The organism is Lactobacillus sp. M44, from assembly GCF_058130005.1.
The window spans coordinates 1,170,232-1,183,602 of record NZ_CM176707.1 but is presented as its reverse complement, the minus strand read 5'-3'; the positions used below and the strand labels follow the sequence as shown (position 1 = coordinate 1,183,602).

Sequence of the window (13,371 nt, the reverse complement as noted above, 5' to 3'; positions counted from 1 at the left end):
AAATCGGTAAAAAATTTTTTAAATAAATATTCTGTTAATAATCTATATTATGTAAAACAAATCATAGATAATCTAACTAAAACAAAATATTCATATCCAATAAGTAAACAAATCCTCTATAATGAATGTTGGAAGCAAAAACTGAAGGAGCAAAAATGTTATACAAGCAGATAGCGCAAAATAAGCGCAATACATGGATATTAATGTTTGGATTTGCAGTTTTAATATTAGTGATTAGTTGTTTTATTGGAGCAATTTTTTCTGCAATAGTAGGCTTAATATTTTTCATAGTTGGTATGATCTATATGTTTCGCGTATATTTCAATGCTACAAGGCATTTGATGAAAGTAGTTAATGCACGACATATTACTAAAGATAAATATCCTCAAATCTTTGAAATAGTCGAAGAGTTATGTATTGCTGCAAATTTGCCAATGCCCGAATTATATATAGTTCCTGATCCAAGTCCTAATGCATTTGCGACAGGACGCGATCCTGAGCATGCAAGTTTGGCACTGACGCAAGGATTACTTGAACTTATGGATATCCATGAAATTACAGGTGTTGTTGGGCATGAATTATCTCATATAAGAAATTATGATACTCGTATTACCGTAATTGCCAGTGGGATAGTTGGTTTGATTGATTATACAGGTTTAGGATTAGTTATAGTAGGCTGGACAATAGTTGTTAGTGGCAAAGTTAACTTAATTACAATATTATTTAAGATTCTAGGGGTGATGATAATTGCAGTAGGTGGTGCAGTCTCATTAGTAGGTATTCCTATTGCTAAACTATTGTTTTTATTAGTATCTAGACAACGTGAATATCTAGCTGATGTTGGATCTGTTGATTTAACACGAGATCCAAGCGGTTTGATTTCAGCATTAACTAAATTAAAGGTGCTAGAAGATTCAGCAAATCAAATTCAGCCGTCAAATTCTAATTTAATGTTAAATACTTTATATTTCAATTTGCCAGCTACCAAAAGTTGGATTAAAAACTTATTTTCTGATCACCCAAGTTTAGATAAAAGAATTAAGAGGTTAGAAAATAGCTATAAAATTGTAAAATAAGCATTATGAGGTGGTGGATATTAATAACCTTGATTGAAAACGCAATAATAAAATAAAAGCAATGAAAAAAGCGCAACTAATTTAGCTGCGCTTTTCTTAATGTCCCGTATTAGCATTATTTTGATTATTACCTGCTGGTGGAGCACTAGGCGGAGTTGATTGCCCATTACCAGTGCCACCTTGGTTTTTATTTTCAGTAGGTGGGGTTGTATTACTCTGCTTATTATTTTCTTCAGTTTTAGTATTAGTGGAATTATTATTTGAACTAGTTGTTGAAGAATTATCTGAGTTAGTTGTAGAAGTACCAGTATCTTCTGATGTGTTAAAGTTATCAGAATTAGAATTATTGTAAGTGTTAGTGTCACTTTGTTCATCTGCAGAATCATAATCATCAACTGCTCCAGCTGGTGCATGTCCTTTTACGTATAATTCAGACTTTACTCGAACAACAGAGCTAGGCTTCTCCCAATTGGAATTTTCTTTGTCCTGCATTAAGTATGACATCATTTCTTTATACAAAATTTGTGAAGCATACTGTCCATCACCTGAAATTGTTCCATCTTTCAGATTATCATACCCAGTCCAGACTCCCATAGAATAACTCTTAGTATATCCAACAAACCAAGCATCTTTAGGAGTACCTTCATAACTAGGATATTTTGACAAATCTTGGTCAGAATATTTAACAGTACCAGTTTTACCAGCTTCATATAGACCAGGAATTTTTGCTTGAGTACCTGAACCTTTAGTTAAGACGCCTTTCAGCATGTCTGTGATCATATATGCAGTTGATTTTTTCATTACTCGAACCCCAGGATCATCATAGTTTCTTACTAATCCATCTGGAGTTTCAATTTTTGAAACAAATTGTGGCTTATGGTAAACACCCTCTGTAGCAAATGCGCCAAATGCACCAGCCATTTGAAGAGAAGATGCGTTAGCGCCAATTGCGACTGATAACCCAGCACCTGATTTAATTGGAACACTTATTCCCATTTGACCAGCAAATTTTGATGCACGACTGAGTCCGACTTGACTTAATGTCTTAACTGCAGGAACATTACGTGATTGCTCTAGAGCATATCTCATAGACATATTACCCATATATTTATCATCCCAATCATATAATTGGACATGAGTGCCAGGGTAGACATATTTTGAGTCATCTAAGATATGAGCTGTTGACCAATCCAGAAATTCAATTGCAGGAGCATAATCTAAAACTGGCTTAACACTAGATCCAGTAGATCTAGAAGTTTGTACTGCACGATCTAACCCTAATTGCACATCAGGTAAATGACGACCACCAATAATTGCGATGACATGACCATTAGCTGGGTCAACTACAGTTGCTCCAACTTGCATTTTATCGCTGCTAAATGGAATATTACCGTTATTTACTAGGTCATATAGTTTAGTTTGTGCAGCTTGGTTGATATTAACAGTGATCTTCAAGTTATCATTATATGGATCAAAGCCTTTTTCACGAACCTCATTAATAACTTCTTTTAAATATGGGTCATTGATTTTACGAATTCGTGATTCAGCAGTTGGCTTCATTGGGACTAACCCTTGTGTGATTGGCTCTGCCATTGCTTGTTGCATTTGGCCTTTAGTAATCTTTTTATTTTCATACATTGCTTGTAACACAATGTTGCGACGATATTTTGCCTTATCAGGATTAAGATATGGATTGAAAGTTACAGGAGCATTAGGCATCCCTGCAATTAAAGCGGTTTGCGCTAAATCAAGTTCATTTAACTTCTTACCATAATAAAAACGCGCTGCAGTCCCCATACCATAGTTACCATAATTCATATAAACTTTATTGATATAAAATTCTAGAATTTGGTCTTTAGAATAATCATGTTGCACCTTCATTGCAAGCCAAGCTTCTTGGGCTTTACGCTTTAATGTACGTTGGCTAGCAGCAGTTGAAAAGACCGTCAATTTAACTAATTGCTGGGTAATTGTTGAACCACCTGCAGAAATAGAATTACTTTGAGCATTAGACAGCATTGAACCAACAATTCTAACAGGGTCAATGCCGAGTTTTTCACTATAAAATCTTTTATCCTCAACTGATACAATTGCATTTTTTAATTGGTCAGGAATATCTGCATTTTTTACATAAGTTCTTTTTTCAGAGCCTAAATTCATTAAAAATTTACCACTAGTAGTATACAAACCAGAAGTTCCACCACTTTGCAGCTGTTCTATGCTTATACTTGGCGCACTTTTTGCATAATATGCAAATAATCCAATTCCAGATACTACAACAATTAAAAGTCCTAAAAAAGTCCATTTTAAGACTTTTAGCCAAGTTCTGGCGGGAGGGTTATCCTTATTTTTATGCATAGACATGCGAGAATTTCTATCTGAATTATTATTTGTTGCCATTAAGTTCTTTCCTATCTGCAATAAAATGATCCACTGCCGTTAAATAAGGTAGTGTTGGTCGATAGCTGCTTTTAATTTCAATAGAGAATTGTTTTATTTCGTCAAGAGTTAGTGATCTTTTGTCAGCTTGTTTCCAAGCACTAATAATGACACTAGCTGGCATGACAAAATATTGTTGCAAACTAGCAAACCGAATGATTACAAAACATATTCCATTCTGATTTAAACATCTTTGCAAGTGAAGTATTTGATGCTCATGAAAGTTTTTTAATGGAAATGATGTTTTATTGCGAGTTTCCTTTGCTTCAAAATCTAGATAATATCCATTATAAACCCCATTATAGTCTGTAGTCGAAGCTTGTCTAAAATAAGCCTCTCGAATTACAGCTTTGGAGCGCTTTGGATAATCTACTTTAACGATTTGTATTGGGGTTGGCTTTTTGTGCACGACAGCAATTTCGTTTTCTAGATAATACGCATTTGATTCATTTATTTCTTGTTCAAGCGTCATTCCACGATCGGAAAAATTAATGCTTTTTTCCAAACGATGCTTGGAATTTTGCTTAACTTGAGTATTACGAAAGTTTGCCAAATTCCCACTTGGATATTTGACCATTAGCCTCACTTCCTGTTAGCATATTATAGCAATAAACTTAAGTCTTGAATACTGATCAAGAAGGAGAATTGATATGCAACGTGTATGGGTTAGTGGTTATCGATCATATGAATTGAATGTTTTCGGTGATAAAGACCCTAAAATTGCAGTTATTAAATTTGCGTTAAAATCTCGATTACATAGCTTATATGAAGATGATCAGCTTGATTGGATCATAACTGGAGCTAATTTAGGAGTCGAACAGTGGAGTGCACAAGTGGGGCTTGGAATGAAACAAAAAGATGCAATTCATGTTAGTATTATGACTCCATATGAAAATTTTGCTGGGCGCTGGAATGCACATAATCAAGCAGTATTTACAGATTTGACGACTAAGGTTGATTTTTTTGCTTCGACTTCTAACACTCCATATAAAGATCCTGTGCAATTGCGCAATTATCAAAATTTTATGGTGCAACATACAGATCGAGCAATTATGATTTATGATCCAGAACATCCAGGGAAGCCAAAATATGATTATGAATTAATGCAAAATTATCAAGATACTCATGATTATCCTGTTGATTTAATTGATTTCTATGATTTACAAGAATATGCAGATGAATATCAAGAATTGATGAGAGAAAAGCATAATAAGTACTGATAATTAATTTTTGGTAAATATATATCACAGTGGTGAAATAATAACTTTTAAGATGTATTACTTTTTGCTAAAATGAGGGAGACAAAGGAGCTATTAAAATGGCAGATCTAAACGACATTAAACTTTCATCTCAAGATATTTTAAAAAAACAATTCAGAACTAAAATGAAGGGCTATGATACTGAAGAAGTAGATGCTTATTTAGACAAAATTATCTCTGACTATAATGTTTATAATCAAATAATTGAAGATCTATATGGAAAAATTGGAAAATTACAACATGTAATCATGGAACAAAAAAAAGTTTCTCCAAATACTCCCCCTCAAGCTGTACAACATAGTCAAGAGCCAATAACACCAGCTACTCAACAAGATGATGTTAAACGCTATGTTCCACATTATAATCAACCTAGTAGTTTGCATGATGCTAGACAACAAGCAAATCAAGTACCAAATAATGCGATTCAAAATAAAGCAGATCATGAATTAAGCACTAACATGGAATTAATTCAACGAGTTTCAACTTTAGAGCGTAAGGTATATAATTTGGAACAACGTGTGTTTGGCTTCCAAAATAGATAATTTTTTATTATAATAATATATTGTGAATTTTGAGTGATCGCGGTTAGCTTATGCTAGCTGAGGAAAGTCCACGCCCGCACGGGCTGAGAGTGCCTGTAGTGATCGTATTCAGCTCAATAAGCTGGAGAGTATTTAAGTACAACGGCGGAAAAAGCGCTAAATTCTTTGAACATGCGTGACTATCCTTGAAAGTGCCACAGTGACGTAGCAATTTAGGAAACTAAGTTGGTGGAACGAGGTAAACCCTGCGAGCGGGCAACCCAAACTTTTGGTAGGGGCGTCTCATCTAAGAAAATGAACTAAAGATGAGGTCATTTTAAATGAAGATAGATGATCACTGATGATAAGTGTGTCAAGCTTGTCTGAACAAAACGTGGCTTATAGAAATTCACATTGGACGGGCTGAACTTTTGTAGTTCAGCCTTTTTTTATGAGGTAATAAATATGAGCGAAAAATATACAATATTTGCGACAATGGGTGCTGGTTTTGAAAGTGTTGTTGCAAAAGAATTGCAGAGTTTAGGATATGAGACTAGAACTGAAAATGGACGAGTCTTTTTTGAGGGCACTCAAGAAGATATTGTAAAGGTAAATTTGTGGAGTCGTACCGCTGACAGATTCAAGATTTTATTGAAGGAATTTAAAGCAACTAGTTTTGATCAGTTATATGATGAAATCTATGACTATGATTGGATTAAGTTATTGCCAGTAGATGCAAAGTTTCCAGTAAAAGGTCGTGCAGTAAGATCAAAATTACATTCGGAGCCAGATATTCAGTCAATTACCAAAAAAGCAATTGTTAACAAAATGATTGATGGATATAAAAGACGTGGATTTTTGCCAGAATCTGGTAGTTTATATCCATTAGGTATTCATATTTATAAAGATTTAGCTAGAATATCATTAGACACCACAGGTGATAGTTTATTCAAACGTGGATATCGTGTAGAACATGGGGGGGCTCCATTAAAAGAGAACTTCGCAGCTAGTTTATTAAAATTAACTCCTTATGATGGTACACATCCCTTAATTGACCCAATGACTGGATCTGGAACTTTGGCAATTGAAGCTGCATTAATTGCTAAAAATATTGCTCCTGGAACTTGGAGAAAATTTGCTTTTGATAACTTTGATTGGTTCGATAAAACATTGCATGAAGGATTATTAGAAGAGGCAAAAGCTGAAGTAAGACCTTTAGAATCTCCAATCTTAGCAAGTGATATTGATCAATCTATCTTAGAAATTGCTAAATTAAATGCCAATAATGCGGGAGTGTTAACTGATATTAAGTTCAAACAAGTTGCTGTAAAGGACTTTAAGACAGACTTTGAAAATGGAATCATTATTGCTAACCCTCCATATGGAGTAAGATTAAAAGATAAAATTTCTGCAGAAAAATTATATAAACAGATGGGGGAAGTATTTAGACTCTATGATAGTTTTAGCCAATATTATTTAACTGCTGATCGTGATTTTGAAAAATATTTTGGCAAACGTGCAACTAAAAAACGTAAACTGTACAATGGTAATTTACGAGTGGACTTTTATCAATATTGGGCAAATAGAAAATAGTTTTTACAAGACTTGAGACTTTGTGTTTCAAGTCTTTTTTTATAAGAAAATAAATAGCTTAGTTTAACATCAATAAAATATAAATAACCTTAATAATTAGATAATCAAAATTTTATTTAATATTATAACGACATATTCGAAATATTAGTTGAAATAATAATAACAAGTAATATTATTAAAGTGTATGGAATAAATTTAAATTTATATTTATGGGAGAAAAGAATAATGAAAAGTAAAAAATATAATATTACAGATGGAAAGCTAAGATTCAGTATTCGAAAACTGTCTATTGGTGCTGCTTCAGTCTTAATAGGTACAGTGTTTTATTTGAATGGTAATACTGCTGTTGCACATGCAGATCAAGCTGCAAATACAACTAATGTAAATAAACAAACAACTCTTGCTACTAATATAAATGAAAATTCACAACTAACTGATAATAAAACTCAAGAAGTACTGCAAAATAATAAACTTGATGTAAAGCCTCAAGTTACTAATGCACAAGTGCCAAAAGTAAATGAAACTACATTTACTGAAGATAAAACTCAAGTTGTGTCTGGTGATACAGCTAATGCAAATAATAAAATTACTTTTATTTTTAAAACTAATGAAGCAAAGGCTGGAGATGTGTATAAAATCATTATTCCAGAAAAAGATGATAAATTAGATGCTTCTAATACTTATAATGTAGAACCTGGACAAATTACAGGTGATTACGCTAAGGTATCAAGTTATGAAGATCCTGAAAAGCATGAATTGATTATTACTGATACTTTTTATAAAGATAGTACTTTTACACAACCAATTATATTGAGTGTTGGAACCAATTTTAATCAAACATTGCATTCTACTGGTATTTTCAACCGTGTAGTATCACTTTATAAAAACGATGAACTCATTCAAACACTTCCCTTTAAACAAGTTGTCAATGTTAATCCTACATTTCAGTGGAATAATGGCGATCGATATGAAAGTTCCATTTACACAATGGAAGGTAATCAGGTGAAAAATGTGACTATTCAAGCAAATACTGATTATGAATGGGATGTAGAGATAAATCCAATTCCTAATTTTAATCATAGTACAGCTGTAACTATTCCTATGCCTAAATACTTTATTATGGATGAAGCTGCCACCAAAAGTAGAAATGCAGATTTAATCAATCACTATCATGCAACAATTACACAACAATATGGAATGATCGATGTAACATTTCCACAATTAACGGATAGTGAAATTGACAAATTGATCAATCAATCAATACTTACTTTTAAATTGATAGGATCCTTTAGTATGGATGTACCTGATAAAAAGACATATCTGGGAAATTCTCAACAACCAATGTTCATAGAAGATACTGGCGATACTAGTCAAAAATCACTACAAATAAGTCCAGTATATGTAACCATATTAGGTAAAAATGATGGATTAAATAATAATATTGCTAATGTTCTAGATGCCACGGTTTACCCTGATGAATATGATAAAAATGATAATAAACCTATAACTAACATAGATAATACAACTTATCATTCGCTTAATGATATTAATATTGCTAGTAATTTTGAATATGATATCAAAAATATGGTTGTTACAATAAATGTGCCTGATGGTATGCATATCGTTAATTTCAACGCACGTAATATGCCAAAGTATACATGTCAATTTACATTAGATGATGGAAGTATTACAACAGATACCTTTGTTCCTTCTGGTCATTCAATAAAAACCATAGAATTAACTTTCCCAGATTTTCCGGCATATGAAAGTATTAATTTATTTCACTTAGTTGGTGTTTTAGCAAAGAAATACTCTGATGGTTCAGAAGTTAAAGTGGGTGATACTTTACTAACTACTTTAACTATCAAGGCAGATAATTTAATAGGAACTGCTAATGCTTCATGCTTACAAACAATCGTAGGTAAATCAAAAGATGAAGTTGTTCATAAAAATAGCTTTAATGCTTCTTCAACTCAACTTTCTAAAGATCCTGGCAAAAAAAATGCTGGAAATATTCAAGTTATAAACTATGATTTAATTGATAACCCTACACAATTAACTTATTATGTAGTATTACCAACTTATGCTACAGTAGATTTAAATACAGGAATTACAGGATTACCTGGTAATGCTAAAGTATCTGAATTATCTATAAATAATCGAAGTGTTTTGAAAATTGCTGGATATTTTCCAGCTGGAGTAGAATATGAAAAACCAAATACTCATTGGAATATTCAATTAGATAATCTAAATATTATAGATCAACTTATTAATGATTCTGATTATAGCGTTTATGTAGTATTGCCCGATGAACAAGAATTATCTACTGGAAAGCAAAGTCAAGTTTCTACTGCTGATAAAATTTATGTTGAAAATTCAAATAATGCTTATCAATTGTATAAAGGTACATGGGAAATATTAGCTAGTTTAGGATCATATTCGACGAGTCAAGCACAAGGAAATAATAATGCTTCATTAACTACTTCAGCAAGCTCTGACAGTCATGGTTCTAAAGACATGGAATTTTCAACTGTTATTGTCAACTCCCAAGATAAAATTTTAAATAACGCAGATGTTATAACTAATGTGCCAAGTATAGATGATGGTAAATCTAAATATAATATTTATTTAAAAGATAAAAATTCTGTCAGTGTGATAAATAATTCAACTAATAGTGTTATTACTAGCGGAATAACACAATATTATTCAATGGATAAAATTGATTTAGCAAATGCTTCGCATGATCCTAATCTGATGTCACACTTTGTTAGTGCAGATCAAGTTAAAGATTGGTCAAAGGTTAAGAGCGTATTAACTAAGATTAATAAAATTCCACAATCATCAATTTATAGTATTGTATTTAAAGGCCAAGATCCAAATATTATACAAGACATTAATAAAATAGCTTATACTTCATCAATTTTTTGGACTGATACTTTGAAGCCTTTTATTATAAATCCAGCAGATAAAAATTCTGCTTCTATTAAGATCACAGGTAAAGCAACTGTTAACTTTAAACTCCATTTTGAAGATAACAGTCAACCTGATATTTCAATTCCCGCACTGAGTCATATTTATCAAGATGGAATTGATACTATGCAATTAAGTGACTTCATAAAGGCGAATAAAAACAGTGATTATGATAAAGCAGTTAAAAATCATGATTATAGCAAAATTTCAAAAGCCATAATTGATGCAATTCCATCTGATTATGTCTTACGAATCGAAAATGGGGCACATATTGAAAATTCTGATAGCTCTGATCCAAATAACTTACTGGCAGAATTTGGTAAAACAGTTCAGTATTACTTTGATGGTGATACAGTAGTATTTAATTTAGTCAAAAAAGAAGACTTTGAAGGACAAAATGTTGTTATTAACCGAGTTATTCATTTCGTTAATATAGAAAATAAAAAAGAAATAGCACATGATGTAGAACAAGATACTCCTAAAGTGACAATTAAAGGTAAACGCAATCCATTAACTGGGGCCGCAGATGTGACTAATATTGATGATGCATTAAAGAGTCAAACTTTAGATGAGTATACAAATTTCCCAACAATTGATGGATATATACAAGTATCTGAGCTCAATAATGGAAAAATTCCTTCAATTCCAAGTGGGTTAATTAATGATTATGTTTCAAACAATGTTGATTCTAAAGGTATATGTTACGATATTGATATAGCTAATAAAATAACTCCTAATACCAAATTGACTCCAAAGGTTAATACAACTGAATTCAATCAAGATGTAACTGTTTACTACATTCCAAGTGAAGCAAACTTAATTTCTGTTGGCCAAAATTTAGGACAAGATAATCAGCTTTTAGGTTCATCCAGCAGTATCAACCAAGATGGTTCTGTAAATGAACAGATTAGTTTCGCTAAAAGTGATGCTGATTTAGTAAAAACAGGCTATACCTATAAGGTCTTTTATGCACAAGATAAATCTTTAGCTGATTCTGGTGTAACTGGAACTTATTATCCTCATAATGATACAGAGGGTAATAATATTTTTCATTACATATTAGCGTCTGAGATTTTACAAAATAGTTCACTTGAAAAATATGATAGTCTGCAACAAGCATTATTAGCTCACCCACAATATGATAAAAAAGTAGATGCTTCAGATTCTAATTATCTGGGTATTGCAGGGTATACGCAGAATTTCTTTGTGGTTTATACTCCACTTGAAGACAGTGATCAAAATTTATATATTCTGAGTGACGATGATCCTTATAAAAATAATGATTTAACTAAACCATATGCCTTACCAGACTCTATTAACCAATCAGAAAACACTGGTAATCACTTTAAACTTACAGGTAAATCAGGTGATAGCTTGATAAATAATAGCTATGAATTTCCAGCATTTTCTTGTTTTAATTGGCCATATGATCCAAATATGCCTTATGAGTTAAGCGCCCTTAGTTTGTATAAACGTGCAGGATATTATATTCAAAAAGCAACATATCAAGTAAAAGACAATACTGGTAAAACTCATGTATTTGCTATTACTAATAATCTTAATATAGATAATTTTAAAAAGAATGGACTTTATAGTGATACAGGAACAGATTCAATGTTGAAATTATTGAATACTTTAACAACTTCTGGAATGTATGAATTAATTCAAATTAAAGATACCAATAAGAATCCAAATTATGAAATAAGTATAGATGGATTGTCTAATCTTGAACTAGATGATTCTGGAAGACATATTGCCCCAATACCTGATGATAAAAGATGGGTGTTTGATGATACGGCTTACGGGGATGCCAAAACAGATCCTGCTCCTCAAATTATTACCATTCACTATGCTCCACTACCATTAGTTGATCAAAGTAGTTCAATTAGAATCCATTATGTTGATGTTGATAATATTCCACCTTTAACAGATACTGACTATAAAAAGATAGCTGATAGTTATAACCTCACCTTGAATAAAGATTATAAGTATTCAGCATATTATTCATTAAGCAATGGACAAAATATACCAGAATTTTTGCTTAATTCTGATCATACATTAACCACCAAACCATTGAAGACTTATGACCAACCTCAAGCTACTATAACGATTCCAATTACTGATGGTGGAGAAAGTTACGGCAATACTAAAGAAGATGAACAAATATTAAAGTTACTAGATAATAAATACATTGTTGTTCAACGTGATAAACAAACATTAGGCAAACAAATCTTTGATCCTTATGCATCAGATGATGCAAATGGTACTTTCAATTATAATCAACCCGGTCCTGAGATAATGGGAGGTTACATGTCTTCAATAGTTCAAAACTATTATGTTTATTTGAAGCGTGCCCAAACTATTAATTACCGAGTCATAGTTGAAGATGAACATGGCAATGTAGAAAAAACATTGGTTAAACCAACTCCATTAGGGATAGGTGCAACTGGTGATAATATTGCATCAACTAAAGATGGATCAATAACTATTGGTGAGAAATATCAGAACTTACTCAAAGGAACAGATGATGTTTTTAAAAATTATGATATTGTGGATCCTAACCCTACAGATACTAAATTAAAGAAATCAGATTCACTTGATAATGCTTTAACGTTCACTGATCCAGACAAAGAAAAGCCTAAATTATTAACTATCTATGTAACTCATAAAAAAGGTAGTGTTCATATTCACTACATTGATGTAAGTGGAAAGCAGCCAGATAAAGATGGTAATTTCCAATCAACGGATGGAACGGAAATAGCTGATACTGAACAAGATATTAAAGATAAGAACTATGGTGATCCATACACTAATAAACTTTGGGATTATAGCAGTCATGGATATAAATTGGCAACTAAAGATATTCCAGCAGGTGCAATTAGCGGAACTATCTCTGAAGTAAGTACAAATATTTATGTTTACTTGACTAAAATTTGCAATGGTGGTGAATATACTCCTCCAGTAGAAAATCCACACGAACCAATAAAAACACCAGAGCCACCAAAGGAAAATCCAAAGACTCCTATAAATGAAACGCCATCTAACCCCCCATTAATTCCTCAAAAACACCGCAAAATTCACAACTCTAATAAAGTTATCTTTATTAAAGCTCAAAAACATAATGAGGAAACTAATAGTAAATTTAAGAACAACAACAATAATACAAAAATAACTTCAGCATATACTGAAAAGATTTTACCTAAGACTGGTGAAAGATCCAATAAATTAGTTTTGGTCGGAATGTTGTTAGCAAGTGGTGTATCATTGTTTAGTCTATTTGTTGATCGAAAACATAAAGATAATAACTAAAAGTTTGACTATAAAGATACAAAAAGTTCTGAAGAATTTGATAGCTTCAGAGCTTTTTTGTGACAATAATATTAAGGTACATGAAGTAGCAAAAAAATATTTTTAAGAAGATGAAAAGCTTTAAAATTTTAATTTCTTTTAAAATTTTTGTACTATACTACAAAAATTTTTGATATATATAACTTTTAAGTACTATAATACAAA

7 protein-coding genes and 1 other RNA gene are annotated in these 13,371 nt (G+C 31.9%); 6 read left to right on the top strand and 2 right to left on the bottom strand.

Annotated features, from left to right (window positions below):
• Window positions 1-155: 155 nt before the first annotated feature.
• A complete protein-coding gene (locus AC38BG_RS05690; protein ID WP_489936898.1) occupies window positions 156-1,076 on the top strand; it encodes a M48 family metallopeptidase in 921 nt (306 codons plus the stop codon).
• A gap of 96 nt (window positions 1,077-1,172) precedes the next feature.
• On the opposite strand, the gene AC38BG_RS05685 is transcribed toward AC38BG_RS05690, so the two are convergent.
• Together AC38BG_RS05685 and recU are read right to left on the bottom strand one after the other, a co-directional pair.
• Complete coding sequence (locus AC38BG_RS05685; RefSeq protein ID WP_489936897.1) at window positions 1,173-3,476, bottom strand: PBP1A family penicillin-binding protein; 2,304 nt, start codon at window positions 3,474-3,476, stop codon at window positions 1,173-1,175.
• The gene (gene recU, locus AC38BG_RS05680; protein WP_489936896.1) at window positions 3,463-4,092 is read right to left on the bottom strand and encodes a Holliday junction resolvase RecU; all 630 of its coding nucleotides are present in this window, start codon (window positions 4,090-4,092) and stop codon (window positions 3,463-3,465) included. The genes AC38BG_RS05685 and recU overlap by 14 nt, the downstream gene beginning before the upstream one ends.
• Window positions 4,093-4,165: 73 nt before the next feature.
• Between recU and AC38BG_RS05675 the strand changes: the two genes are divergently transcribed.
• The 5 genes from AC38BG_RS05675 (at window position 4,166) to AC38BG_RS05655 (ending at window position 13,167) form a co-directional block, all read left to right on the top strand.
• Window positions 4,166-4,735, top strand: coding sequence for an SLOG family protein (locus AC38BG_RS05675; RefSeq protein WP_489936895.1), 570 nt, complete (start codon window positions 4,166-4,168; stop codon window positions 4,733-4,735).
• A 98-nt stretch (window positions 4,736-4,833) separates the two neighbouring features.
• Window positions 4,834-5,316, top strand: a complete 483-nt coding sequence (locus AC38BG_RS05670; RefSeq protein ID WP_489936894.1) for a DivIVA domain-containing protein — start codon at window positions 4,834-4,836, stop codon at window positions 5,314-5,316.
• 25 nt (window positions 5,317-5,341) lie between these two features.
• Window positions 5,342-5,702, top strand: an RNA gene (gene rnpB, locus AC38BG_RS05665) — RNase P RNA component class B.
• A 58-nt stretch (window positions 5,703-5,760) separates the two neighbouring features.
• Window positions 5,761-6,888, top strand: coding sequence for a THUMP domain-containing class I SAM-dependent RNA methyltransferase (locus AC38BG_RS05660; protein ID WP_489936893.1), 1,128 nt, complete (start codon window positions 5,761-5,763; stop codon window positions 6,886-6,888).
• Window positions 6,889-7,113: 225 nt separating this feature from the next.
• Window positions 7,114-13,167, top strand: coding sequence for a YSIRK-type signal peptide-containing protein (locus AC38BG_RS05655; RefSeq protein WP_489936892.1), 6,054 nt, complete (start codon window positions 7,114-7,116; stop codon window positions 13,165-13,167).
• Window positions 13,168-13,371 lie beyond the last annotated feature (204 nt).

What these genes read in the sequence shown, in the direction of transcription:
- recU (WP_489936896.1), bottom strand. Translation starts at nt 4,092, where the DNA reads ATGGTCAAATATCCAAGTGGGAATTTGGCAAACTTTCGTAATACTCAA.
- AC38BG_RS05685 (WP_489936897.1), bottom strand. Translation starts at nt 3,476, where the DNA reads ATGGCAACAAATAATAATTCAGATAGAAATTCTCGCATGTCTATGCAT.
- AC38BG_RS05660 (WP_489936893.1), top strand. Translation starts at nt 5,761, where the DNA reads ATGAGCGAAAAATATACAATATTTGCGACAATGGGTGCTGGTTTTGAA.
- AC38BG_RS05690 (WP_489936898.1), top strand. Translation starts at nt 156, where the DNA reads ATGTTATACAAGCAGATAGCGCAAAATAAGCGCAATACATGGATATTA.
- AC38BG_RS05670 (WP_489936894.1), top strand. Translation starts at nt 4,834, where the DNA reads ATGGCAGATCTAAACGACATTAAACTTTCATCTCAAGATATTTTAAAA.
- AC38BG_RS05675 (WP_489936895.1), top strand. Translation starts at nt 4,166, where the DNA reads ATGCAACGTGTATGGGTTAGTGGTTATCGATCATATGAATTGAATGTT.
- AC38BG_RS05655 (WP_489936892.1), top strand. Translation starts at nt 7,114, where the DNA reads ATGAAAAGTAAAAAATATAATATTACAGATGGAAAGCTAAGATTCAGT.